The sequence below is a fragment of the Cellulomonas edaphi genome, assembly GCF_030362815.1.
GTDB classification, from domain to species: domain Bacteria; phylum Actinomycetota; class Actinomycetes; order Actinomycetales; family Cellulomonadaceae; genus Cellulomonas; species Cellulomonas edaphi.
This window is the reverse complement of record NZ_JAUCGR010000001.1, coordinates 1,013,148-1,036,821: the sequence shown is the minus strand read 5'-3', so window position 1 is coordinate 1,036,821 and position 23,674 is coordinate 1,013,148. Positions and strand designations below refer to the sequence as shown.

23 protein-coding genes and 1 tRNA gene are annotated in these 23,674 nt (G+C 73.8%); 11 read left to right on the top strand and 13 right to left on the bottom strand.

What is annotated here, in order from left to right; all coding sequences use genetic code 11:
- Positions 1-92: 92 nt before the first annotated feature.
- Genes QRT05_RS04895 through QRT05_RS04885 form a run of 3 tightly spaced genes read right to left on the bottom strand, consistent with a single transcriptional unit; the run spans position 93 to position 4,032 of the window.
- On the bottom strand, positions 93-1,022 hold the full coding sequence (locus QRT05_RS04895) for a TatD family hydrolase (protein WP_289445821.1): 930 nt from the start codon (positions 1,020-1,022) through the stop codon (positions 93-95).
- A 3-nt stretch (positions 1,023-1,025) separates the two neighbouring features.
- A complete protein-coding gene (gene metG, locus QRT05_RS04890) occupies positions 1,026-2,810 on the bottom strand; it encodes a methionine--tRNA ligase (RefSeq protein WP_289445820.1) in 1,785 nt (594 codons plus the stop codon).
- 25 nt (positions 2,811-2,835) lie between these two features.
- Positions 2,836-4,032 carry a PQQ-dependent sugar dehydrogenase gene (locus QRT05_RS04885; protein ID WP_289445819.1) on the bottom strand — a complete coding sequence of 399 codons (1,197 nt, stop codon included), beginning with the start codon at positions 4,030-4,032 and terminating at the stop codon, positions 2,836-2,838.
- Positions 4,033-4,076: 44 nt separating this feature from the next.
- Between QRT05_RS04885 and QRT05_RS04880 the strand changes: the two genes are divergently transcribed.
- Entirely contained in the window at positions 4,077-4,655 is a 579-nt protein-coding gene (locus QRT05_RS04880) for an isochorismatase family protein (RefSeq protein ID WP_289445818.1), read from the top strand.
- A 57-nt stretch (positions 4,656-4,712) separates the two neighbouring features.
- Here QRT05_RS04880 and rsmI read toward each other — a convergent pair whose 3' ends face one another.
- Positions 4,713-5,558 (bottom strand): 16S rRNA (cytidine(1402)-2'-O)-methyltransferase, encoded by an 846-nt coding sequence (rsmI, locus tag QRT05_RS04875; protein ID WP_289445817.1) that lies wholly within the window; start codon positions 5,556-5,558, stop codon positions 4,713-4,715.
- Positions 5,559-5,653: 95 nt separating this feature from the next.
- Between rsmI and QRT05_RS04870 the strand changes: the two genes are divergently transcribed.
- Positions 5,654-7,576, top strand: a complete 1,923-nt coding sequence (locus QRT05_RS04870; protein WP_407650296.1) for a dolichyl-phosphate-mannose--protein mannosyltransferase — start codon at positions 5,654-5,656, stop codon at positions 7,574-7,576.
- Positions 7,577-7,616: 40 nt separating this feature from the next.
- On the opposite strand, the gene QRT05_RS04865 is transcribed toward QRT05_RS04870, so the two are convergent.
- The 3 genes from QRT05_RS04865 to QRT05_RS04855 form a co-directional block, all read right to left on the bottom strand.
- On the bottom strand, positions 7,617-8,168 hold the full coding sequence (locus QRT05_RS04865; RefSeq protein WP_289445815.1) for an isochorismatase family protein: 552 nt from the start codon (positions 8,166-8,168) through the stop codon (positions 7,617-7,619).
- Between the two features lie 57 nt (positions 8,169-8,225).
- Positions 8,226-9,689, bottom strand: coding sequence for a beta-N-acetylhexosaminidase (locus tag QRT05_RS04860; RefSeq protein WP_289445814.1), 1,464 nt, complete (start codon positions 9,687-9,689; stop codon positions 8,226-8,228).
- Positions 9,690-9,771: 82 nt separating this feature from the next.
- The gene (locus tag QRT05_RS04855; RefSeq protein ID WP_289445813.1) at positions 9,772-10,758 is read right to left on the bottom strand and encodes a bile acid:sodium symporter family protein; all 987 of its coding nucleotides are present in this window, start codon (positions 10,756-10,758) and stop codon (positions 9,772-9,774) included.
- Between the two features lie 95 nt (positions 10,759-10,853).
- Between QRT05_RS04855 and QRT05_RS04850 the strand changes: the two genes are divergently transcribed.
- The 6 genes from QRT05_RS04850 (at position 10,854) to QRT05_RS04825 (ending at position 14,860) form a co-directional block, all read left to right on the top strand.
- Positions 10,854-11,108, top strand: a complete 255-nt coding sequence (locus QRT05_RS04850; RefSeq protein WP_289445811.1) for a GlsB/YeaQ/YmgE family stress response membrane protein — start codon at positions 10,854-10,856, stop codon at positions 11,106-11,108.
- A gap of 94 nt (positions 11,109-11,202) precedes the next feature.
- Positions 11,203-12,036: a hypothetical protein gene (locus tag QRT05_RS04845; RefSeq protein ID WP_289445810.1), complete on the top strand. Its 834-nt coding sequence runs from the start codon at positions 11,203-11,205 to the stop codon at positions 12,034-12,036.
- Entirely contained in the window at positions 12,033-13,487 is a 1,455-nt protein-coding gene (locus tag QRT05_RS04840) for a hypothetical protein (protein ID WP_289445807.1), read from the top strand. The genes QRT05_RS04845 and QRT05_RS04840 overlap by 4 nt, the downstream gene beginning before the upstream one ends.
- A gap of 11 nt (positions 13,488-13,498) precedes the next feature.
- Positions 13,499-13,777 (top strand): hypothetical protein, encoded by a 279-nt coding sequence (locus QRT05_RS04835; protein ID WP_289445805.1) that lies wholly within the window; start codon positions 13,499-13,501, stop codon positions 13,775-13,777.
- Entirely contained in the window at positions 13,774-14,403 is a 630-nt protein-coding gene (locus QRT05_RS04830) for a hypothetical protein (RefSeq protein ID WP_289445803.1), read from the top strand. Before QRT05_RS04835 ends, QRT05_RS04830 begins: the two co-directional genes overlap by 4 nt.
- A gap of 16 nt (positions 14,404-14,419) precedes the next feature.
- Complete coding sequence (locus tag QRT05_RS04825) at positions 14,420-14,860, top strand: DUF3093 family protein (RefSeq protein ID WP_289445801.1); 441 nt, start codon at positions 14,420-14,422, stop codon at positions 14,858-14,860.
- A gap of 154 nt (positions 14,861-15,014) precedes the next feature.
- Here the strand turns inward: QRT05_RS04825 and QRT05_RS04820 are convergent.
- The 5 genes from QRT05_RS04820 to galU all read right to left on the bottom strand — a co-directional run bounded on the left by QRT05_RS04820 (position 15,015) and on the right by galU (position 18,987).
- Positions 15,015-15,087, bottom strand: a tRNA-Ala gene (locus QRT05_RS04820).
- A 48-nt stretch (positions 15,088-15,135) separates the two neighbouring features.
- Entirely contained in the window at positions 15,136-16,095 is a 960-nt protein-coding gene (locus QRT05_RS04815) for a hypothetical protein (RefSeq protein WP_289445799.1), read from the bottom strand.
- 90 nt (positions 16,096-16,185) lie between these two features.
- A complete protein-coding gene (locus QRT05_RS04810) occupies positions 16,186-16,800 on the bottom strand; it encodes a GNAT family N-acetyltransferase (protein ID WP_289445797.1) in 615 nt (204 codons plus the stop codon).
- On the bottom strand, positions 16,800-18,023 hold the full coding sequence (locus QRT05_RS04805; protein ID WP_289445795.1) for a molybdopterin molybdotransferase MoeA: 1,224 nt from the start codon (positions 18,021-18,023) through the stop codon (positions 16,800-16,802). Before QRT05_RS04805 ends, QRT05_RS04810 begins: the two co-directional genes overlap by 1 nt.
- A gap of 55 nt (positions 18,024-18,078) precedes the next feature.
- A complete protein-coding gene (galU, locus tag QRT05_RS04800) occupies positions 18,079-18,987 on the bottom strand; it encodes a UTP--glucose-1-phosphate uridylyltransferase GalU (protein WP_289445793.1) in 909 nt (302 codons plus the stop codon).
- A gap of 114 nt (positions 18,988-19,101) precedes the next feature.
- Here galU and QRT05_RS04795 point away from each other — a divergent pair, with 114 nt between their 5' ends.
- The gene (locus QRT05_RS04795) at positions 19,102-19,749 is read left to right on the top strand and encodes a 5-formyltetrahydrofolate cyclo-ligase (RefSeq protein WP_289445791.1); all 648 of its coding nucleotides are present in this window, start codon (positions 19,102-19,104) and stop codon (positions 19,747-19,749) included.
- Positions 19,750-19,776: 27 nt separating this feature from the next.
- Here the strand turns inward: QRT05_RS04795 and QRT05_RS04790 are convergent, their stop codons facing one another.
- A complete protein-coding gene (locus QRT05_RS04790; protein ID WP_289445790.1) occupies positions 19,777-22,335 on the bottom strand; it encodes a penicillin acylase family protein in 2,559 nt (852 codons plus the stop codon).
- Between the two features lie 148 nt (positions 22,336-22,483).
- Between QRT05_RS04790 and QRT05_RS04785 the strand changes: the two genes are divergently transcribed.
- Complete coding sequence (locus QRT05_RS04785) at positions 22,484-22,810, top strand: FmdB family zinc ribbon protein (RefSeq protein WP_289445789.1); 327 nt, start codon at positions 22,484-22,486, stop codon at positions 22,808-22,810.
- Positions 22,811-22,981: 171 nt separating this feature from the next.
- Positions 22,982-23,659, top strand: coding sequence for an SAF domain-containing protein (locus QRT05_RS04780; protein ID WP_289445787.1), 678 nt, complete (start codon positions 22,982-22,984; stop codon positions 23,657-23,659).
- Positions 23,660-23,674: the final 15 nt, after the last annotated feature.

Sequence of the window (23,674 nt, the reverse complement as noted above, 5' to 3'; positions counted from 1 at the left end):
TCCGTGACCGGAGCAGGAACCCGAGATCGGACACCGCGGGCCGCACTCACCCGTCTGCGTCGCGCGCACCGGCGTGTCGGGCGGCGTGTCGGTCACCAGGTGCCGTACACGGCCTCCGAGTTCACCGAGATCCTGCGGCACGCGCTCTCGAGGTCCAGCCCGAGCTCGTCCGCGACCACCCGCACGGTCCCCGGCAGCAGGTACGGGGCGTTCGGGCGGCCACGGAACGGGTGCACCGTGAGGTAGGGCGCGTCGGTCTCGACCAGCACGAGCTCCGCGGGCAGCTCGCGCAGGGCCGCCCGGAGCTCGCCGTTGGCCCCGAAGCTCACCGGACCGGCGAACGAGCAGTACCACCCCTGCTCGGCGGCGACCTGGGCCAGCGCGGGGCCACCCGAGAAGCAGTGGAAGACGGTGCGCTCGGGAGCGCCGTCGTTGAGCAGGACCTCCACGACCTCGTCGTGCGCGTCGCGGTCGTGGATCTGCAGGGCCAGGTCGAGCTCCTTGGCGAGCGCGACGTGCGCGCGGAACGCGTCGCGCTGCACTGCACGCCCCCTCGGCCCGGCGCGGAAGTGGTCGAGCCCGGTCTCACCGATCGCCCGGATGCGCGGGTTCGCGCGGGCGGCCTGCATCACCGCGTCGACCGCGTCGTCGAGCGACGACGCGTGCCGCGGCTGCGGGTCCGGGTCGAGCCCGTCCGGCGCCACCTCGTGCACACCCGCGTGCAGGACGGCCTCGTTGGGATGGATCGCGACGGCCCCCAGCAGCTCGGGGTGTGCGCGCACGACCCGGTCCGTCCACCTCACCGCGTCCAGGTCGCACCCCACCTGGACCATGCGCGTGACGCCGACGGCAGCCGCCCGCTCGAGCTGCTGCTCGAGGGTCGTCGTCCCGGCCGCGGAACCCTGCTCCCACCCGTCGGCGACCCACTCCACCACCGTGTCCAGGTGGGTGTGGTTGTCGACGACCGGCACCGGCAGCGGCTCCGGTGTCGCCGGCCAGCCGCGCTCGCGCGTGCGGGCCACGTGTCAGCCCTTCGTCGCGCGCTCGATCTCCTGCTCGACGATGTCGTCGTCGAGCTTGGTGAACACGGGGGTCGGCTTGCCGACGGGCGTCCCCGCGACCACCGGCACGGAGGCGAACCGCGGCGTGCCGCTGTAGTCGCCGGTGATGATCGGGTAGGTGCGCGAGTCGTCGTCCAGGTCGGTGACCTCGTCGATCCGCGGCTGCGGCGCGAACGTGCCCGTGCGCCCGAACGTCTCGTGCACCTTCTGCGCGGCGAACGGCAGGAACGGCGCGAGCAGCGTGTTGGCGTCGGAGACGGCCTGCGCGGCCGTGTTGAGCACCGTGCCGAGCCGCTCCCGGTCGCCCGAGAGCTTCCAGGGCTCGGTCTCCGAGATGTACCGGTTGGCCTCCTGCACCACGCGCATGGCCTCGCCGATGGCTGCGCGGTTGCGGTGCCCGCCCAGCAGGTCGCCGACCGACCCGAACGCCTCGCCCGTCGTCGCGAGCAGCGCGCGGTCCACGGGCTGCAGCTCGCCGGCGGCCGGGATCTCCCCGAAGTTCTTCGCGATCATGCTCGCGGTGCGGTTGACCAGGTTGCCCCAGCCCGCGACGAGCTCGTCGTTGGTGCGCCGCTTGAACTCGGCCCACGTGAAGTCCACGTCCTGCGTCTCGGGCCCGGCCACCGACAGGTAGTAGCGCAGCGCGTCCGGCTGGTACCGGCTCAGCATGTCGCGGACGTAGATGACCACCCCGCGCGACGAGCTGAACTGCTGGCCCGCGACGTTGAGGTACTCGCTCGAGACGACCTCGGTGGGCAGCTGCAGCGTGCCGTACGGGCCCGGCGCACCGCCCTTGTCGCCGCGACCGTCGTAGCCCATGAGCTCGGCGGGCCAGATCTGGGAGTGGAACGTGATGTTGTCCTTGCCCATGAAGTAGTAGCTCAGGGCCTCGGGGTCGTTCCAGAACGGGCGCCACGCGTCGTCGTCGCCCGTGCGCCGCGCCCACTCGATGGATGCGGACAGGTACCCGATCACGGCGTCGAACCAGACGTAGAGCCGCTTGTTCGGGTTGTCCTCCCAGCCGGCGAGCGGCACCGGGATGCCCCAGTCGATGTCGCGCGTCATCGCTCGCGGGCGCATGTCGTCGATGAGGTTGAGCGAGAACTTCAGGACGTTGGGGCGCCAGCCCTGGCGACCCTTGAGCCACGCCTCGAGCGCGCTCGCGAACGCCGGCAGGTCCAGGAAGAAGTGGGTCGACTCGACGAACTTCGGCGTCTCGCCGTTGATGCGGCTGTGCGGGTTGATGAGGTCGATCGCGTCGAGCTGGTTGCCGCAGTTGTCGCACTGGTCGCCGCGCGCGCCGTCGTACCCGCAGATGGGGCACGTGCCCTCGATGTACCGGTCGGGCAGCGTGCGCCCCGTGCTCGGGCTGATCGCGCCCATGGTCGACTGCTCGACCATGTAGCCATTCTTGTGCACCGTGCGGAACATCTCCTGCACCACGGCGTAGTGGTTGCGCGTGGTGGTGCGCGTGAACAGGTCGTAGGACAGGCCCAGCTGGGCGAGGTCCTCGACGATGACGCGGTTGTAGCGGTCCGCGAGCTCCTGCGGGCCGACGCCCTCCTGCTCGGCCTGCACCAGGATGGGGGTCCCGTGCTCGTCCGTGCCCGAGACCATCAGCACGTCGTGGCCCGCCATACGCATGTACCGGGAGAACACGTCCGAGGGGACGCCGAACCCGGCGACGTGACCGATGTGGCGGGGGCCGTTGGCGTAGGGCCACGCGACGGCGGACAGGATGCGAGACATGCGCCGATCCTAGGTGCCCGCGGGGTCAGCCCACCGTGATGCGCACGATGCGGTCGTCACCGTCGCGCGGCGAGCCCCGCCCGTCGGTGTTGTTCGTCAGCACCCAGAGGGAGCCGTCCGGGGCGAGCGCCACCGCGCGCAACCGACCCCGGTCCGTGAGGAGCGCCTGCGGCTTGCCGACCCCGTCCGCGCGCAGCGGCGCCCGCCACAGGCGCTGGCCTCGAAGGCCCGCGAGGTAGACGCCCTCGTCCGTCACCGCGAGCCCGCTGGGCGAGGCGTCGGACGTGGCCCACTGGCGCAGCGGGTCCGTGTAGCCCTTCTGCCGGCCGATGCCCTCGACGACGGGCCAGCCGTAGTTGCGCCCGGGCTCGATGAGGTTGAGCTCGTCCCACGTGTTCTGCCCGAACTCCGAGGCGAACATCCGCCCGTCGGCGGCCCAGCCCAGGCCCTGCACGTTGCGGTGCCCCAGCGACCACACGGGCGACCCGTCGAAGGGGTTGCCCGGAGCGGGGTCACCGTCCGCCGTGATCCGCAGGATCTTGCCGTTGAGCGAGTCCTTGTCCTGCGCGTCGGGCCGGTTGCTGGCGTCGCCCGTGGTGACGTAGAGGAAGCCGTCGGGACCCACCGCGAGGCGTCCGCCGTCGTGGTTGCCGGCCTTCGCGATCCCGGTCAGCAGGGGCGTCACCGTCCCGAGCCGCGCTCCGGTGAGCGTCGCGCGCAGCACGCGGTTGTCGTCGGCCGCGGTCGCGTACAGCGCGAGGTCGACGCCGTCGTCGTCGCTGCCCAGCACCGCCACACCCAGCAGGCCGGCCTCGCCGTCGGGCCGGACGAGCTCGTCGAGCTGGTCGGCCCCGGGGCCCGTCACCGGGCGCACGTCGCCGTCGGCGGAGACCAGGACCAGCTTCTTCTCGTCGCGCAGCGTCACGACCGCGTCACCCGACGGCAGGAAGGCGATCCCCCACGGCACGTCGAGGTCCGTCGCGACAACGTCCTCGTGCGTGACGGACACCCTGGCCGGACCCGCCGAGAAGGTCGGGGTGGACCTCGGGGTCGCCGCGGTCGGGGTGGGCGACGGCGCGGCGGTCTCGGTCGGGCTGGGCGACGGTGCAGGCGCCGCGGGCGTCGTCGGGTCCGCGACGTCCGCGCCGTCGTCGGTGCACCCGGCGAGCAGGGCGACGGCGGTGGCGGCAGCAACCGCGGCGACGACCAGCGTGCGAGGCATGCCCCAGCCCAACACGTCGGGCGCGCGCGTGCCACCCTGGGCTCATGAGCGAGCACCGCGCACTGGTCGTCGTGGACGTGCAGCCCACGTTCTGCGAGGGGGGCGCGCTCGCGGTCGCCGGCGGGAACGCGGTGGCCCGGGCGATCGCCGAGCACGCGGCGGCGCGCCGCGACCGGTACGCCCTGGTGGTCACCACCCAGGACTGGCACGTCGACCCGGGCGAGCACTTCAGCGACACCCCGGACTTCGTCGACACCTGGCCGCCGCACGGCGTGGCCGGCACGGCGGAGGCCGAGCTGCACCCCGCGCTCTCGGAGCTCGGACCGGACGCGAGCGTGCGCAAGGGCGCGTACGCGGCGGCGTACTCGGGCTTCGAGGGCACTGACGCGCAGGGGCGCCCGCTGGCGGCGATCCTCGCCGCCGAGGGGATCACGGCCGTGGACGTGGTCGGCATCGCGGAGTCGCACTGCGTGCGGGCCACGGCGCTCGACGCGCACGCCCTGGGTCTGGACACGCGGGTGCTGACCGACCTGACCGTGCCGGTCACCCCCGAGCTGGGCGCCGCGGCGCGTGAGGAGCTGCGGGCCGCGGGCGTCACCCTGACGACGTCGACGAGCCTCTAGCCGGAGGGGGTCCCGGCCCGCGCGCCGCCCCGCGCCGGAGGCGTCCCGGCCCGCCGGTCAGCGCGCCCGCGCCGCCAGGGCCGCGGCGTACAGGTCGCGCTTGGCCACGCCGGCGGCCGACGCCACGTCCGCGACGGCCTCCTTGAGCCGCTCCCCCGCGTCCGCTCGGGCGAGCACCTCCGCGACGAGGTCGGCCGTCGAGGCCTGGGGGCGCTCGGACCCGGCCACGACCACGACGATCTCGCCGCGGACCTCCGTGCCCTGCGCCCACGTCACGAGGTTCGCGAGCGAGTCGCGCAGCACCTCCTCGTAGGTCTTGGTCAGCTCGCGGCACACCGCCGCGGGACGCTCGGGACCGAAGGCCTCGGCCATGGCCGCGAGCAGCTCGCCCACGCGGTGCGGCGCCTCGAAGAACACCATGGTGCGGCGCTCGTCGGCCAGGTCGGCCAGCGCGCGCGCACGCTCGCCGGCCTTGCGCGGCGGGAAGCCCTCGAAGCAGAACCGGTCGGTCGGAAGCCCGGAGAGCGCGAGCGCGGTCAGCACGGCGCTGGGGCCGGGCGCCGACGTCACGGTCACGCCCGCGCGCACGGCCGCCGCGACGAGGCGGAAGCCGGGGTCGGAGACCGAGGGCATGCCGGCGTCGGTGACGACGACCACGGTCCCGCCGCCGTCCACCACCTCGAGCAGCTCTTCGGCCCGGGCCGCCTCGTTGTGCTCGTAGTAGCTGACCACGCGCCCGCCGACGGTCACGCCCAGCCGAGCCGCGAGCGCGCGCAGCCGCCGGGTGTCCTCGGCCGCCACCACGTCGGCCTCGGCCAGCAGCCGCCGCAGGTGCGCCGAGGCATCCTCCGCGTTGCCGATGGGCGTCGCCGCCAGCACGAGCCGTCCACGCTGCTGTTCCACCCGCCTACCCTCCCATCCCGCTCTTCGGCCGCCCGCCAGTCCCACACGGGGTCCCCAGCCGGAGTTCGGGGAGTTCGGGGCTTCCCGCCCCTACGATGACGGGCGTGCCGCCTGCCACCGACGACGACGTCCCCGCCGCGCCCGACGCCGACGGCCCGCCGCCCACCCCGGCGGGCGCGACGTCCGGGACGGAGTCGCGCGGCGAGGTGGGCGCGACGCCCGGCGCGGAGTCGCCCGCCGCTGCGGCCGCACCGAGCGCGCGGCCGGCCGACGACCGTGCCGGCGAGGCCGTCGAGCCCGCGGGCCGCGACGCGCTGACGGGCAGCGCCGCGCGGTCCTGGCCCGAGCTGGGCGAGACCGACGCCGAGGCCGCCGACGACGGCACGGACACCCTCGTCGCGACGGCGCCCCACGACGACGATCGCGCCGAGAGCACGCACGACCGCCTGCTGCGCCGGCTGCTGGGCGATGCCGCGCTGCGGCTCGACTCCACCCGGGCGGCGCGCATCCTCGGCTGGGCCCTGCCGCTGGCCGTCATGGTGCTCGGCGGGATCATGCGCTTCCTGCACCTGGGCACACCGCACCAGCTCGTGTTCGACGAGACCTACTACGTCAAGGACGCCTGGTCGCTCCTGCAGAACGGCTACGAGGCGAACTGGGACGACAACTCCAACCCGCAGTTCGAGGCCGGCGACCCCAGCGGCCTGCGGACGGACGCCGAGTACGTGGTGCATCCGCTGGTGGGCAAGTGGCTCATCGCGCTCGGCATGCACCTGGGCGGCGGCATGGAGAGCTCGACGGCCTGGCGGCTGTCCGCGGCGCTGTTCGGCACCGTCGCGGTGCTCATGGTGGGGCGGATCGCTCGCCGGCTCTTCGCGTCGACGGCGTGGGGCACGGTGGCGGCGCTGTTCTTCGCGCTCGACGGCCAGGCGATCGTCATGTCCCGCATCAGCCTGCTCGACGGCTTCCTCATGTTCTTCGTGCTCGCGGCGTTCGGCGCGCTGGTGCTCGATCGCGAGCAGGCCCGCAGGCGGCTGGCGGCACGGACCGCGGCCTGGATCGACGAGGGCAGGGACCTGGGGTGGGGCCCCGGGCTCGGCATGCGCTGGTGGCGCGTGGTGGCGGCCGTCATGCTCGGGCTCGCGTGCGGCACCAAGTGGTCGGGCATCTACTTCATCGCGGTGCTCGGGCTGCTCACGGTCGCCTGGGACATGGCCGCGCGGCGGATCGTCGGCGTGGACCTGTGGGCGGTCGCGGGAGCGGTCAAGGACGGGATCGTCGCCGGCGTGGTGCTGGTGGGCGGCGCGTTCGCGGTCTACCTGGCGTCCTGGGCCACGTGGTTCACGCACCCGGGCGCGTGGGGAAGGCAGTGGGCGGCGGAGAACCCGGGTCAGGGCGTGCAGTGGCTGCCCGAGTCGCTGCGCTCGCTGTGGAAGTACCACCGCGACATGTGGGACTTCCACACGGGCCTGGACACGCCCCACGACTACGCCGCGCACCCGCTGGGCTGGATCGTGCAGTGGCGGCCGACGTCGTTCTACTACCCGAGCAGCATCTCCGGGCTGAGCGGGCAGGAGGCCCTGGACGCGTGCGGCTCCACGAGCTGCTCGCAGCCGATCGTCGCGCTGGGCAACCCCCTGCTGTGGTGGGCCGCCGCCGCCGCGATCCTCGTCGCCGCGGTGTGGCTGGTGCGGTACCGGGACTGGCGCGCCGCGGCGGTGCTCTCCGGCATCGCCGCCGGCTGGCTGCCGTGGTTCCAGTACCCGCACCGGACCATCTTCACGTTCTACTCGGTGGTGTTCGTGCCCTGGATCGCCATGACGCTGGCCTACGTGCTCAGCCTCATCGTCGGGCCGCCCGAGCTCGACGCACGGGGCCGGCGCAAGGCGATCATCGCTGTGAGCGCCGTGGTGGCGCTCATCGTCGCGGCGGGCTTCTACTTCTACCCGGTGTGGAGCGGGTGGGTCATCTCCTACGACCAGTGGCACTCGCGCATGTGGCTGCGCTCCTGGATCTAGCCACCCTCGTCCGCGGCCCGGCCCCCGGCCCACGTCGCCGTCAGGTCAGCACCAGCTCGGCCGACTCGACGACCTGGGCCACGCGCCCCGGCCCGTCCTGGTACTGCCAGTAGAGGTTGGTGAGCGCGATGACCTTGTCGGGCGGCGGTGCACCCCAGTCCGAGAGGTCCTCCGTGGTGTGCGCATCGCTCACCAGCGTCGTGTCGTACCCCCGGACGAACGCCCCGTGGATCGTCGCGCGGATGCACGCGTCCGTCTGCGCACCGACCACGACCACGCGCCCCACCCGGTGCTCGGCGAGCACGGACTCGAGGGGCGTCGCCTCGAACGAGTCGCCGTACTCCTTGAGGATGCGGGCCTCTCCCTCGGCGGGCGACAGCTCGGGCACGATCGCCCAGCCGTCGCTCCCCTCGACGAGCCGCTCGTCCGTCTGCTGGACCCACACCACCGGCACGTCCGCGCCGCGCGCGCGCTCGACGACGCCCGCGATGCGCGCGACGGTGTCGTCGCGCTCGTGAGCGCCCTCGACCACGGCGTTCTGCACGTCGATGACGAGCAGCGCCGTCCGGTCACGGTCCTGGAGCGTGGTCATGGTGCCTCCTACGGTCGTCGTGTCCGTCTGACCGTAGGTGGCACCACCGACACGACCTCAGCGGCGCCACTCCACCTGCGGGCTCGGGTACCAGCGCAGGCCGAGCCGGTCCCAGAACGCCGCCTGGCCGGCCACCCGGTCGCTGAAGTCGTCCCAGTCGCGCAGCTCCTGCGCCGTCCACGCCACCTCGGCCACCGCGGCGAGGCGCGGCAGCAGCATCGACATGAGCGAGGGCAGGTCACGCAGGGTCTCCGTCCACACGGCCGCCTCGACGCCGATGACGGCCTCGGGCGGCATCCCCTCGATGAGCGTCGCGGGATCCCAGTCGTAGGAGTCGCGCAGCTCGATGTGCCCGGCCCACTCCAGGCCCAGCTCCGTGCTCGCGTCGTACTTCATGTCGAGGTACGCCTTCGACCCCGGGGACATGAGGAACTTCGCGCCGGCCTTGGCGGCCTCGACGAACGGTGCCGAGTCGACCCGCGGGTCCCAGAACTGCACCACGGTGCCCGGCTCGAGCGGCGTGTGCGCGATCTCCTGCCAGCCCACCACCTGCCGGCCGGAGGACCGCACGGCCTGGGAGGCGGTCGCGACGAGCGACGCGTACTCCTCCGGAGCCATCGTGAGCACCTCGTCGCCGCCGATGTGGATGTAGGCGTCCGGCGACACCGCCGCGACGTCCCCGAACACGGCCTGCAGGAACGGCGTGGTCGCGGGCAGGTCGGCGGTGAGGAAGCTGAAGCCCACCTCGATGCCGGTGTACGCGTCCGTGGGCTCCCCCGACGGCGTGAGCTCCCCGTACGCGTGGGTGGCGGCGTTCACGTGGCCCGGGACGTCGATCTCGGGCACCACGCGGATGCCGCGCGCGCCGGCGTACTGCACGAGCGCCGCGAAGTCGGACGGCGAGTAGAAGCCGCCCGGGTCGCCATCGACCGCGGTGCTCGCCGACAGACGGGTGAGGTTGGGGCGCGACGGGATGTGCAGCCGCCACCCCTGGTCGTCGGTGAGGTGCAGGTGCAGCACGTTGAGCTTGTAGTGCGCCATCACGCCGATGACGACCTTGAGCTCCTCGACCGTGAAGAAGTGCCGCGCGACGTCGACGGACAGGCCTCGCCAGGCGTACCGGGGCGAGTCCTCGATGCGCACGGCCGGTGCTGCGGTCCGGCCCGCCCGGTCGCGCACGAGGAGCTGTCGCAGCGTGACGACGCCGCGCATGAGCCCGGCCGACGAGCGCGCCTCGACATCGACACGGTCGGCGCGCACCGTCAGCCGGTACGCCTCCTCCCCGGCGGGCAGCTCGTCGGTGAGGCGCAGCAGCAGCACGCCGCGCTCGCCGGCATCCCGGTAGCGCACCTGGATGGCCTGCTCGCCCACCCGTCCCAGCAGGTCAGCGGCCAGCACGGCGATCTGGATGAGCTCCGGTCGGGGCTCCACCACGACGGTCGTCGCCTCGTCGAGCACGAAGGGGGGCGCGTCCTGGACCTCGACCGACCGAGGGCGAGGAACGAGGGCGATCTGGGGCACGGTGCTTCCTTTGCGACGCTCTGCGTGGATCTGGGGATGACGCTACTGGACGGACGGTCGCGCGGAGGGGACGACGGTCCCCTCAGTCGCGGCGCGTGGCCAGCCGCCGGGCGATCACGGCGCACGTCGCGAGCTGGAGCTGGTGGAAGGCGATCACGGGCAGCGCGATGCTCGCGGCCGTCGCGGGCGCGAAGAGCACGGCCGCCATCGGCAGCCCGGTGGCGAGGCTCTTCTTCGAGCCCACCATGAGCAGCGCGATGCGGTCGGCGAGCGGCATGCCGCGTCCGGTCAGCCACGTCAGGCTCAGCATCGCCGCCAGCATCGCGGCGCACACCGCGAGCAGCAGCAGCAGCACCCGCAGCGTCACGCCCGCCCACGCCCCGGACGTCTGGGCCTCGCTCACGGCGGTGTACGCCACGAGCAGGATGGTGGCCCGGTCGGTGGCACGCGTCAGCGAGCCGTGCGCGCGCACCCACCCGCCGATCCATGGCTGCAGCAGCTGCCCCGCGACGAACGGCACCAGGAGCTGGAGCAGGATGCCGCCGAGCGAGCCGGACGTGCTGGCCCCGGCGCCCAGGAGCAGCGCGACCAGCAGCGGGGTGACGACCACACCGGCGACGTTGGAGATGGTCGCCCCGGTGATCGCGCCCGCCACGTTGCCGCGAGCGATGGACGTGAACACGACCGACGACTGCACGGTCGACGGCAGCACGGACAGGTACAGCACCCCGCTGGCGAGCTCGGGCCCGAGCACCGTCTCCGGGAGCAGCTGGGCCGCGAGCCCGAGCAGCGGGAAGACGACGTAGGTCGCGGCGAGCATGGAGCCCTGCAGGCGCCAGCTGCGCAGGCCGTCCCACACCTCGCGCGTGGGCATGCGTGCGCCGTAGCCGAAGAAGAGCAGCACGATCGCCACGGTGCGCACCGTCTCCAGGACGTCCGCGGCCGTCCCCGTGGCCGGCAGCACCAGGCCGAGCGCCAGCACGGCCAGGATCGCCACCACGAGCGGGTCCACCCAGCCGCGCGCCGTGGCCACGAGCCCACGGCGCGGCGGGGCGTGGCGGTCGGGCACGGCGCCCATCCTCGCAGCGTTCGACAGGCGGGATCGGCCAATCCCGCCTAGCCTCCCCTTCGCGGCTCATCCGCCGAACAACGAGGGAGATCAACATGACCATCGAAGGCATCATCAGCGCCATCGTCATCGGGGCCATCATCGGGGCGCTCGCCCGGCTGATCCTGCCCGGGAAGCAGAACATCTCGGTCCTCGTGACGATCATCGTGGGCATCGTGGCGGCCCTGCTGGGCACCCTGATCGTGGGCAGCCTGCGCGACACCGACGGCATCGACTGGATCGAGATCGCGGCCCAGCTCGTGCTCGCCGTGATCGGCGTCGCGCTCGTGTCCGGGCGCAAGCGCCGCTGACGCGACGGCGGCGCCCGGCGACGGGCGCCGCCGGACGCCCGTGTCGGTACTCTGCTGCCCGGCACGGGACAAACGGGGCACCAGGGGGTAGGGCATGGCGCGGCTGGACGAGGTCAGGCAGCGGATCGAGCTGACCGACCACGAGCTCGAGACGCTGCGGCGGGTGCACAACGGCGAGCCTGTCGACGAGGCGCAGCGGCAGCTGCTGCAGGACACCGGTCTGGTCGACGCCGAGGGCGTCGTCGCCCCCCTGGTGCTCGACCTCGTCGCCGTGGTCACCGCGCCCATGATCGAGTGCTCGATCGAGACGGCCGGCCCCCAAGGCCCGGCCAGCGCGGTGCTCGCCGTCCGCGAGGAGACCGTCTGGTACACCGACCCGTGGCCTCGCGCGGACGTGGACGCGCCCGTCACCTACTGCCGCGACGAGCTGCCCCAGCTGCTGTGGATCCTCGCGCGGCTCGTCGGGCTGCGCCGGCACGAGGTGCCCCGTGCGGCCAGGTCGTTCACGGTCCCCCTGCGGGCGATCGACGCCGTGGTGCAGACCATGTCGCTCGAGGAGGGCCAGTGGGAGCCGGCCCGGACCGTGGCCACGGCCCAGCTCGACCGCTTCTTCCGTGAGGTCGGCGATCCTGACCGCACCATGCTCATGGCGACGCTGTCCCACCTCGAGGCCAGCAGCCGCGTGACCATGGTGTGGGGCCCCGACGTGGCGTCCGACGCGCGCGGTCTCGCGCTGTGGAGCTGCGGGGACGGCGGCTACTGGCTGCGGACCGCGCCCGCCGAGCCGCTCGCCGACGCCGACATCACCCCCGACACTCTCGCGACGTTCGAGCCCGTGACGGGTGGGCAGGTGTGGCGAGCCCTGGCCGACCTCCTGCCCTCGTCGGCCGAGCTGCGCGGCACGGTCGAGCGGGCAGCCGCATCGTGACCGTCCGCGTCGACAAGGAGGTCCTGGCCGCCACGGTCGTCGCGCTGGACAACCTCGCGGCCGAGCTGCCCGGCCTGTTCTCCCGCGCCGCGAGCCTGGACGCTCGGATCGACCTGGCCGGGCTCAACGGCGCGGACGCCTGGGCCGTCGACACGGTCAAGGACCTGCAGGGACGGATCGGCGTCCTGGAGCAGATGTCCGAGGCCAGCCCGTCGTTCGGCGGCGTGCGGATGACCGGCCCGCAGGCGCTGGAGATCGCCGGCCAGTCGATGCACGTCGAGGACGCGCTCGTCGCGCTGCGCACCACGGGCACGGCCGCCGGCGCCTGGGAGAACGAGGACCCGGCCAACCTCAGCGAGTGGTTCGACCAGCTCGAGGCCGAGGCGCTGCGCAAGCTCGCCGGGATGACCGACGCCGAGCAGGCGCAGAAGCTCGTCGACGCGTACCACGACATGCGCGACCTCCAGACGACGAGTGCCCAAGCCATCGCGGTCACCTCGCAGCTGCTGCTCAAGGGCGGTCCGGCGCTGGTGCGGTGGCTCGGCGAGCACCGGGTGCTGGCCGCACTCGACACGCTCGGCCAGCCCGGGAACAACCCGGCGCTGGCCAACAAGCTGCGCGCGGCGTTCGAGTTCGCCAACACCAACTACCTGCGCGGCAAGGCCTCGTTCACCGCCCCCGGCACCTTCGTGCCCAACCTGACGCAGCGCGTCCTGCTCAAGGTCAGCCCGGCCGTCGAGAGCTTCGACGAGTGGGTCGCGACGATGGCGGCGAAGCAGAAGCCCTACCAGGTGCTGGTGAGGGGCGAGTCGCAGCTGCGGCCGACGATCCTGGCGCAGCTCCTCCAGAGCAGGCAGGGCGTGACCGTCACGTCGTGGGTCTCCGACCTCCTCAAGACCGCGCCCGGCCAGACCGCATCGCGCCTCGCCGGCTGGGGCCAGACGTGGTTCGGTTCCGGGTGGGTCGACGCGGCGGGCAACACCTACGTCCGCGGCGGCGGCAACCTCCTCAAGCTCGCGGGCGAGTCGGGCCTGGCGACGGCGGCCAAGACCGCTGGCGTCCTGCGCGTCGCCGGCGTCGCAGGCAGCGCGTTCGCCACCGTGGACGGCGTCGTCGGGCTGGTGAACGACCGCGAGGAGAACGCGAAGGCGTGGTCCGAGGGCGGGACCACCGGCAAGGCCCACGTGATCGGCGAGTACGCCGAGACCGCGTTCAACGCGTCGATGACGGCGGCCCTCATCGCCCCCAACCCCGTGACGCTCGGCCTCGTGGCCGTCACGGGCGCGGTCTGGGCGGGCGCGGAGGTGGTCGAGCACTGGGACGACATCACGCACGCCGCCGACGTCGCCGCCGACTGGGCCGGGGACCGCGTGGACGACGCGGCGGACTGGGCGGGCGATCGCCTGGACGACGTGAAGAACTCCAAGGTCAACCCGATGAACTGGTTCTAGGGGGCCATGCCATGACATCCGTGGAGCTGTACGCCAAGGCCCACCACCTCGACGCGCTCGCCGACGACGTCGAGGTGTGCGTTGACACCGCGATCACCGTCTCGAGCTCCGAGAACTGGGAGTGCGAGAACGCCCATGACGTGCGCGACGCGCTCAAGCACTGGCGGTCGGCCGCCCGCAGCGCGGCGCGCAACCTGCGCGACGAGGCCGCGCGGGTGCGCGGGGAGGCGCGCCGTGCCGCCGACCACGAGAAGGAGGCGCGCGAGCGACGGGATCGGCAGCCGCAGTGAGCGAGGTGGACGTCTGGGCTCCGCTGGGCCGCGCGGGGCGGATCCCGGTCCGGGACGAGCTGAGCGTCACCGACCTGCTCACGATGCCGCGGGCGACGCCCTACGCCCACCGATGCGACCTCGACGTCGCCGGGCACCGGGTCGACCTGAGCTGGCACCACCGCGAGCTGGTGGCGTCGCTCGCCTCCGCCGACGGGCCGCGCGAGATCGTCCGGGCGACGGCCGAGTCCGGTTCGGGCCCCGGCGGGATCGTGTGGGAGTTCACCGTCATGCCCGCCCTGGTGCTGGGCTTGCGGGTGGACGTCCAGCGCCAGCGGAGCGGCCTCGACCGGTGGAGCCTCGCGGTGCACGGGCCCGGCGGACGCACCTGGCAATGGCGGCCCGAGGGCCGGATCCTCGCCGACCGGCTCGACCTCACGCGGGCCGGGGAGAAGGCTGCCGTGGTCACGCACGAGCTGCGCCCCGTCCCGGGCCGGTCCCGGTCCGACACCGGGCCCCCGCACGTCGCCTGGCAGGAGTCCGCCTCGCTCGCCGAGGTGCTGCTGCCCGTGATGTGGGTGCTCGACCGCGCGTACTCCGGCCTGCTGCCCAAGCAGCAGCGCATCGTCCAGTTCGACTTCCTGTGACGAGGGGGCAGGTGTGGTGATCCGGTACCAGGAGCGCTCTCCCGGTCGCCGTGCGTGGCTGGTGCTCCTCGGGGCGTGCGCGGTGGGCTGGGCGGCGCTCGCGCTCGCGGGCGGCGGCTGGGTGCTGGCCTCCGTGCTCGTCGGGATGCTCGGGTCGATCGCCGCACTGACCATGTGGAGCACCGGCCGGTACGGGAACATCACGCTCACCGACGTCGAGCTGCGCGCCGGGCGCGCGCGCATCCCGCTCGCCGACATCCAACCGTGGGGCGTCTCGCGGGAGGGCGACTCGATGGGCGGGCGGTTGGTGGGCGGCGCCTACGTCCAGACCATCGGGACCGCCGTGGTCGGCCTGACCATGCGCACCGGCGAGAACCTGCTCGTGCAGTCCCGGGACCCCGCGGCACTGCGCGCGGCGCTCGACGACGCGATGGCAACCTTCCGCGCAGGCGACTGACCCACGCGCCGGGCGGCCGCAGCCCTCGAGCCGGTCGTTGTCCACGCTTCCGGCCCGGAACGCGGGCAACCACAGGCTCGACCGCCGCGCGGCCCGTGCCGCCCTGACAACGACGAAGCGGGACACCTGACCGATGTCCCGCTTCATCCTTCGGTGGAGCTGAGGGGATTCGAACCCCTGACCTTCTCATTGCGAACGAGACGCGCTACCAACTGCGCCACAGCCCCTCGAGCGGGCAACACATTAACACCCTGCGGGCGTCGAACAGAAACCGCCTACTCGCCCGACGCGCGACGCTTCGCGAGCACGGCGTCCAGGTCGATCGACCCCGTGGTCTCGGCCACGGGCTCGGCCACGCGCACCTCCGTCCGGGCGTCCTCGGCGGGCCGCACGGCCGTCGAGCCCTCGAGGTTCTCCAGGGCGGCGGGCTCCCGGCGCGGGGCCGGCGCCTTCATCGTGTACGTGGGCCGGGGAACCGGGACCGGCGACCAGCCGTCGGCGTCGGCGGCGGGGCTGTCGATCACGACGGCCGCGAACATCTCGGTGTCGGTGTTGGAGGGCCGGACCGCGCGACCGGGAGCCGCACTGCGGGCGACCAGCGTGCCGCGCGCGGGCGTGGCGGTCCGGGCGGCAGCAGCCCGCGCCTCGGCGGCCTGACGGTTCTCCCACGCCACGTCGGCGGCACGACCGGCCAGGACGGCACGGCGGCCCAGCACGACGACGGTCGCGAGCAGCACCGTGGGGATCGCGCCGGCGACCCACGTCACGGCGGGCGCGACACCGGCGACGACCCACCCCGCCACGGTGGCGAGCGTCAGGAACCCGGCGAGCATGCCCCGTCGTCGGGCGGCGGCGCCCCGCCGCGCGGTAGCGGCGGCGTGCGCGGCACGGGCCTGCGCGGTGCGGCGCGCGGCCTCGGTGGCGATGCGGTCCTGGGTCGCGGTGGGTCGGTCCACGGTGGTACCTCCTGTGTCGGGACCCGACCGGCGGACCGGGACCCCCTTGCCCGGGGTCAACAACCCCGTGGTGCTGCGTGCTGCGGGTCGGCGCGCCTCGCTGGTGCGGAGCGACCGGCCGGACCGGTCGCTCACCGCCACCACACGCAACGCGTCCGAGTACCGGTCATCCGCCCGGGACTCGAGCAGCTGTTGCCGGTGCCGCAGCTTGTGCGGCACCAGGTAGGCGACCCACAGGACCACCAGCGCGAGCGCGACGGGTCCTGCGAGATCTGTCACGCACCGACGGTAGGGCGCGCGAGCCGCCCAACGCCGGAGCCGGGCGGCGTGTCGCCGGCTGTGAACCAGCGGTGCCCTCACCCGCGCCGCTTAGCGCGGGTCAGCGCCCCCCGAGCGGGTCGCGTGCCACCGTGCCAGCAGGCCCTCCGGGACGTCTTCGGTGGTCAGCGCGAACGTGCGGTGGTCGCACCACGCGTCGCCGATGTGCAGGAACCGCTCGCGCAGCCCCTCGTCGCGGAACCCGAGCTTGTCCACCACGCGCAGCGAGGGGCCGTTCTCGGGCCGGACGTTGATCTCGACCCGGTGCAGGTCCAGCACCTCGAAGCAGTGGTCCGTGGCCAGCGCGACGGCCGTGGGGATGATGCCGAGCCCGGCCACGTGCCGCGACACCCAGTAGCCGATGCTCGCGGAGCGCAGCGAGCCGTACGTGATCGAGGAGACGGTGAGCTGGCCGACGAGCGCCCCGCGGAACTCCACCGCGAAGGGCAGCGCCGTCCCGGCGCGTGCCTGCGCCGCGAGCGTGCGCACGAACGTCGGGAACGTGGGGCGCGGACCCTCGAGCGGCACCGGGCTCGTGGCGTCCCACGGTTCGAGCCACGCGGCGTTCGAGGCGCGCAGCAGCATCCAGGTGTTCTGGTCCCTGCGGCGCAGCGGACGCAGCACGACGTCACCGTCGACGAGGTGGGCGGGCCAGCCGACGGCCATCAGCCCTCCAGCACCAGGCAGTGGACCGTCTGCCCGGGCTGCACCGACAGGTCGTGCTCCCCGACCACGGCGAGCGCGTTGGCGTGCGCGAGCGCGCTGATGGACGGCGCCGAGGGGTCCCCCACGGGCGTCACGCGGTAGCCCTCGTCGGGCGAGCCGAGCACCACGGCGGGGACGAACTGGCGCAGCCCCGGCGGCGAGGACCAGCCCTCGGTCGCGCGCGCGGCGACCGACGGGCGGAACACCTCGGTGTGCCCGGCCATGGCGCGCAGCGCGGGCCGGACGAAGACCTCGAACGACACCTGCGCGGCGACGGGGTGGCCCTGGAGCGCGAAGATCGGGACCGCGCGCTCCCGGCCCAGCTCCGAGCCCACCGTGCCGAACCCGTGGCGGTGCCCGGGCGTCATGGCCACCTGGTCGAGGCGCACGGTGCCCAGCGGGGCGAGCACGTCCTTGACGGTGTCCTCCGCGAGCTCGGACAGCCCGCCGCAGACGACCACGAGGTCGGCGCGGACCAGCTGGTCCTCGAGCGCCTCACGCAACCGGCCGCGGTCGTCGCCCTGGATCGCCACCCGCACGGGCGACGCACCCGCGTCCCGCACGGCCGCCTCGAGGGCGTGACCGTCGGCCTCGAACACGGCGCCCTCCTCGAAGCGCGTGGACCCGGGCTCCACCAGCTCGTCGCCGACCGCGAGGAGCACCACGCGCGGCGTCGGGTGCACGTTCAGCCTCCCGCGCCCCAGCGACGCGGCGATGGCCAGCTGCCGCGCACCCAGGCGCGTGCCCGCCTCCAGCACCACGTCGCCCGCGCGGACGTCGGATCCCGCGGCCCGCACGTGCTGCCCCGCGACGGCCGGCCGCTGCAGGGCCACGCGGACGGTCCCCCGGTCCGACTCCTCCAGCGGGACCACCGCGTCGGCACCCAGCGGCAGCGGGGCGCCCGAGGCGATCCGCACGGACTGCCCCGGCGCGAGGCGCAGGGGCGCGCCGCGGCCGGGACGCACGTCGTGCGCGACGGGCAGCACAGCGTCCGGGTGCACGGTCTCGTGCGCGGCCACGGCGTAGCCGTCGCGCGTCGCGGCCGCGAAGCGGGGCAGGTCGGCGTCCGCCACGAGGTCGGCGGCGAGGATGCAGCCAGCCGCGTCGTGCAGCGCCACGTCCAGGGGCGCCACGGGCCCGACCGCGGCCAGCACCGCCGCCAGGTGGTCCTGGACCGATCTCATGCGCGCATTGTGCCCCGGCGGCGCGTCCGGCACCGGCGGGGCGCGACGGGCGCGATCAGTCCTGTCCGTCCAGCGACGGGACGAACTCGGACAACCAGGACCGGAAGTCGGGGCCCAGGTCCGGCCGGTCGACCGCGATGCGCACCACGGCCTTGAGGTAGTCGAGCCGGTCCCCGGTGTCGTACCGCCGGCCGCGGAAGACCACGCCGTAGACACCCCCGCCCTGCTCCGCGGGCATGCCCGCGAGGGTCGCGAGCGCGTCCGTGAGCTGGATCTCGCCGCCGCGGCCCGGCTCGGTGCTTTCCAGCACGTCGAACACCGCCGGGTTCAGCACGTACCGCCCGATGATGGCCAGGTTGCTCGGTGCCTCGTCGGCCGCGGGCTTCTCGACGAGCGCCGTCACGCGCACCTCGTCGTCGTCCGCGGCGCCCTCGAACGGCTCGACGGCCGCGCAGCCATACAGCGAGATCTGCTCCGGGGGCACCTCCAGCAGCGCGATGACCGACCCTCCCGTGCGCTCGGCGACCTCGATCATGGTGGTGAGCAGCACGTCGCGCTCGTCGATCAGGTCGTCGCCCAGCAGCACCGCGAAGGTCTCGGAGCCCACGTGGTGCTTCGCCTGCAGCACCGCGTGGCCCAGACCCTTGGGCTGGCCCTGCCGCACGAAGTGCACGTGCGCCAGCTCGGTGGACTCGCGCACCTTCGCGAGCCGCTCCAGGTCGCCCTTGGCCTCCAGGGCGGCCTCGAGCTCGGGCACCGCGTCGAAGTGGTCCGCCAGCGTGCGCTTGGACCGGCCGGTGATGAGCAGGACGTCGTCGAGACCCGCGGCGCAGGCTTCCTCGACGACGTACTGGATGGCGGGCTTGTCGACGACCGGGAGCATCTCCTTGGGCGTCGACTTCGTGGCGGGCAGGAATCGGGTACCGAGACCGGCTGCGGGGATGACTGCCTTGTGGATCGTCATACGTTCGGAGGCTAGCGGCGCACGCGCCGGCGCGCCGCACCTGGCGCCGACTCGTCATGTGACGTTCGCCGCGTTTGGTTCAAAGATCCGCTTGGAGTTTGGGAGAGTGGATGCATGAGCACCGCCGCCCAGCCGTACCCGCACGCCGCCGAGGGCGACGAGATCGAGGACGTCAAGGAGCGGCTGCGCACGGCGATCCGAGCCGGTCGCCGCGCGCGCTCGCAGCGCCTGCGTGACCAGGCCGCGGTCGCACTGGCCGACGTGGTCGCCGGGATCCCCGCCGTCGCCGAGGCCCCGGTGCTGTCGGTCTACGCGGCCCGCCCCACCGAGCCGGGGACGCTCGAGCTGCTCGAGCGGCTCGCAGCGCGGGGTGCGCGCGTGCTCTTGCCCGTGCTCGGCTCCGGGCTGCAGCGCGACTGGGCGGAGTACGCGGGCCCGGAGGACCTGCGCGAGCGCGCCCCCGGCAGGCCGCCCGAGCCGGGCGGGCCCACGCTGGGCCCCGACGCCCTTGCCCAGGCCGACGCGATCGTCGCCCCGGCGCTCGCGGTGGACACCGACGGCGCGCGGCTCGGGCAGGGCGGCGGCTGGTACGACCGCGCCCTGGAGCACGCCCGGCCGGGCGTCCCCGTGATCGCGCTCGTCTTCCCCGAGGAGCTCTACGACGCCTCGACCCGTCCCCTGCCGCGCGAGCCGCACGACCGCACGGTCGACATCGTCGCGACGCCGGACGGCTGGCGCTCGGTGGGCCCCGGCGCGCGCTGACACCCCGGCCCGAGCTCGGGCGCCCGGCTACGGCGTGAACGTCAGGTGGTCGCTCGCGTCGGCCTGGACGGCGGCGGGCGAGAACGGCCACGGGTAGGTGGTGCCGTGCGCCCACGCAGCGAACTGGTCGGTGTAGTGCTTGCTGGCCGGGTGTCCCGACGAGCCCGTGAGGTTCACCCAGGTCGAGGAGTCCAGGTCGCCGAGGTCGACCACCATGCGCATCGACGGGCCCGCCGTCACGCCGTACGAGTCAGAGCTGGCGTCCCAGGCGGTCGCGTCCACGATCGACGACCCGCCGCCCACCTGCAGCGGCTGCGGGTTGACCAGGCGGCGCACGAGCGCCGGGAGGCTGTCGCCGCCCAGCACGGCGTGCTCGGGCGCGGCGACGTGCAGGCGGCCCCAAGCCCAGTCCTGCGGGTCGCGCCCCAGCTTGGCCGTCAACTGCCGGCGTGCGTTCACCATGGCCCGCGTCAGCACCTCGTCGCGGCCCTCGACCACGCCCGGCGTCGACCGGTCGTCCCACCAGGGCGACTCCGGCTTGGACAGCAGCTCGCGCACCACCTCGAGCCACCGCGAGCCACCGTCGGGCGACTCCGCGTCCGGCAGGTCGTCGTCGAACGCCAGACGCAGCACGTCCGCCCACACGGCCGCGAAGTACGCCGCGGCGGCCGAGTCCTTCGCGTTGGTGCGGTCCCAGGTGCGCAGCAGGTCCTGCCCGTCGTCGTCGAAGTCGTTCTCGATGTTCAGCGAGAGGAGCGTCGGCACCAGCACGTCGGCGTACGGGTTGTGCTGGTCGAGCTGGATGGTGGCCATGTCGGCGACGCCGAGCGTGCCGTCGTCCTCCACGGCGGCGCCGAGCAGGTCGAGGATGCGCTGGCTCCGGAAGCCGTAGTCCCAGTCCTTGGTGAGGAAGGGCCCCGTGCCCCGGGGCGTGACCTGCTGGTTCGCCGCGACGATCACGCCACTGGCGGGGTCGAGAGCATGCGGCATGTCGGTCGGGTCGACGTAGCCCTGCCAGTCGTACGCGCTGTCCCAGCCCGGCCGCGGCCACGTGCCGTCCGAGGGCACCGCGCCCGGGATCCGTGCGCGGACGGGGATGCGGCCCGGCGCCTGGTAGCCGATGTGGCCGTCCGTGGTCGCGAACACGATGTTCTGCGAGGGCACCTCGAGCAGCCGGCCGACCTTGGCGATGTCGTCGGCGTCGCGTGCCGTGTCGATCGACAGCAAGGCGTCCGCGGTGTGCCCCGGTGCGAGTGCCGTCCAGCCCAGGGACACGGCGTAGCTGCGCCCCACGGAGCCGTCCGCCAGCGGCGCGTCGCCCACGGCGTCCGCGTCGATGACGTCGGAGATGATCGGGCCGTGCCGGGTGCTGCGCACCTCGATCTCGACCGGCTCGGCGCCGTTGACCTTGATGGTCTCGGTGCGGATGGTCATCGGCTCGGTCCCGCCGTCGCGCTCGACGACCGTGCCGTTGACGCGCTCGAGGAAGAAGTCGGTGACGTCCGCCCCCAGGTTCGTCAGTCCCCAGGCAAGCTGCGCGTTGTGCCCGATGACCACCCCGGGCATACCGGCGAACGAGAACCCGGACACGTCGTACGGGCACGCCGTGCCGACCTGCGCGCAGCGCAGCCCGATCTGCTGCCAGATGCCCGGCGCCGAGATGGACAGGTGGGGGTCGTTGGCCAGGATCGGCTTGCCCGACGCGGTGTGGTCGCCGCCGACCACCCAGGAGTTGGAACCCACGCCCTCGCCCTGGCCGACGAGGTGCGGGACCGCCGTGAGAGCGGCGTCCGCCGCGTCCAGCGCCTTCTGCAGGTCGGCGTCGTGCAGGTCGAGCGGGTGCTGCGACGCCACGGTGGTCGTGTCCTCGACCACGTCCGCGCGGCTGAGGATGGGTGCGTTCGTGTCCTCGGGGTACGTCGGGAAGAGCGCGTCGACCTTCTTGACGTCACGCACCGAGGCGAACGTGCGGGCGCGGGACAGCTCGTCGTCGTAGTTGCCGCGCAGGTCCCACGCCATCGCCTTGAGCCAGGCGAGGGAGTCCACGGGGTCCCACTTCTCCGGGGCGTCGACGTCGAGCTGCAGGCCGAGCACCGTGTACTCGACGGCGATCTGCGAGGGGGCCTTGCCGTCGAGGTAGGCGTTCACGCCGTCGGCGTAGGCCTGCAGCGCCGCCTTGGTCTCCGGCTCGATGAGCGACCACTCCTGCTGGGCCACGCGGCGCCAGCCGAACGTGCGGATCACCTTGTCCGCCTCGAGGGCGTCCTCGTTCTCGCCCACCAGCTCCGAGAGGCGGCCGGCCGTGACGTGGCGGCGGTAGTCCATCTCGAAGAACCGGTCCTGCGCGGCCACGTATCCCTGCGCCCGGAAGAGGTCGGCGCTCGTCTTCGCGGTGATGGTGGGGATGCCGCGGGCGTCCCGCGTCACCAGCACCGGCGCGGTGAGCCCGGGGAGCTTCAGGCTCCCGCTCGTCTGCGGCAGGGGGCGACGGATGACGACGACCGCCGCCACGATGGCCGCCACGAGGGCGACGACGAGCACGATGGCGACGGAGACGACGGTGAGTCGGACAGCACGGCGGGACACCCTGCGAGGGTAGTTCGTCCTCCGGGGGCCGACCGCCGACTCGCCCCGTGGAACATCGGACGGGTTCGGGCGGTTACGATTGGCACTCAGACCCTGTGAGTGCCAGCGGCGACGGCCGCCCGGCGAACGTCTGCCAGTGGAGAACCTTGTGCCTACCTACTCCTACGCGTGCACCGTGTGCGGCCACGCGTTCGACATCCAGCAGTCCTTCAGCGACGCGTCGCTGACCGTGTGCCCCGAGTGCGACGGGCGCCTGCGCAAGGTGTTCTCCTCGGTGGGCGTGGTCTTCAAGGGCTCCGGCTTCTACCGCAACGACGCGCGCGCCGGCTCGGGTAAGTCGTCCTCGATCCCCGCGGCCAGCTCGAGCGACTCGTCCACCTCCACGGCTCCCGCGTCGACTCCGGCCGCCCCGGCGCCCGCCGCTGCGCCCGCGTCCTCGGCACCGGCCGCCGCGGCCAAGCCCGCCGCGGGCTGACCCCGCCGCGGGCTCGGACTCGCCGCCGGCTGACCTTTCCGCCGGCACCTGAGCCAGCTGCGGCCCCTGCAGCGCGTCGAGGCATCCACAGCCGCGCACCGGGCGTGCCCGCCGCACACACGTGTCACGGGAGGCTGACCGGCAACTCCGGGCGTCGTTACCGTTCCTCGCGTGAGCCACTTCGCCTCCGCGCCCCCGCCGCTCGAACGCCGACGGGCACCCTTCGCGGTCACCGTGCGCGCGCTGATGTGGCGCGGACGCTTCGTGGTGGTCGCCGTCTGCCTCGCGGCCGTGGCCTCGTCGGTCGTGGACGCGCTGCGGCCTCCCGAACCGCCGACGGTCGGCGTTGTCGTGGCAGCGCGCGCGCTCCCGGCCGGGCGCACGCTGGGAGTCGACGACGTGCGCCTCGTCCGGCTCCCGGTCGCCGTGGCGCCCGACGGCGCGGCGCACGGAGCGGCGGCGCTGCTCGGCGCGGCCACCGCGGTGCCCCTGACCGCCGGCACGCCCGTGGTGCCGGGCCTGCTGGTTCCCGACGACCTCGCCGGGCCGCCAGGCACCGTGGTCGCGGCCGTCCGGCTGGCGGATCCGGCGGTCGCTTCCCTGCTGGCCGCGGGCATGCGCGTGGACGTGCTGTCGGCGACACCGGACGACGAGCGCGGGCGGGTGGTCGCGGCCCGAGCGCTGGTGCTGCCTGCGCCACCCGCCGCGGCGGACGAGCCCGGCCCCTTCGCCGTCCCCGCCGGTGACGACACCAGCTACCCCGTGCTGCTCGCCGTCGCCCCCGACGAGGTGGACGAGCTGGCGGCCGCCGCTGCGTCCGCCTTGCTGTCGGCGGTCGTCGTGCCATGATCGAGCCGGCCGGGG

Coding starts and splice junctions, on each gene's coding strand:
- QRT05_RS04870 (WP_407650296.1), top strand. CDS start 5,654: ATGACGGGCGTGCCGCCTGCCACCGACGACGACGTCCCCGCCGCGCCC.
- QRT05_RS04805 (WP_289445795.1), bottom strand. CDS start 18,023: ATGAGATCGGTCCAGGACCACCTGGCGGCGGTGCTGGCCGCGGTCGGG.
- QRT05_RS04880 (WP_289445818.1), top strand. CDS start 4,077: ATGAGCGAGCACCGCGCACTGGTCGTCGTGGACGTGCAGCCCACGTTC.
- metG (WP_289445820.1), bottom strand. CDS start 2,810: ATGTCTCGCATCCTGTCCGCCGTCGCGTGGCCCTACGCCAACGGCCCC.
- QRT05_RS04885 (WP_289445819.1), bottom strand. CDS start 4,032: ATGCCTCGCACGCTGGTCGTCGCCGCGGTTGCTGCCGCCACCGCCGTC.
- QRT05_RS04865 (WP_289445815.1), bottom strand. CDS start 8,168: ATGACCACGCTCCAGGACCGTGACCGGACGGCGCTGCTCGTCATCGAC.
- QRT05_RS04795 (WP_289445791.1), top strand. CDS start 19,102: ATGAGCACCGCCGCCCAGCCGTACCCGCACGCCGCCGAGGGCGACGAG.
- QRT05_RS04810 (WP_289445797.1), bottom strand. CDS start 16,800: ATGGCCGTCGGCTGGCCCGCCCACCTCGTCGACGGTGACGTCGTGCTG.
- QRT05_RS04850 (WP_289445811.1), top strand. CDS start 10,854: ATGACCATCGAAGGCATCATCAGCGCCATCGTCATCGGGGCCATCATC.
- QRT05_RS04845 (WP_289445810.1), top strand. CDS start 11,203: ATGGCGCGGCTGGACGAGGTCAGGCAGCGGATCGAGCTGACCGACCAC.
- galU (WP_289445793.1), bottom strand. CDS start 18,987: ATGACGATCCACAAGGCAGTCATCCCCGCAGCCGGTCTCGGTACCCGA.
- QRT05_RS04835 (WP_289445805.1), top strand. CDS start 13,499: ATGACATCCGTGGAGCTGTACGCCAAGGCCCACCACCTCGACGCGCTC.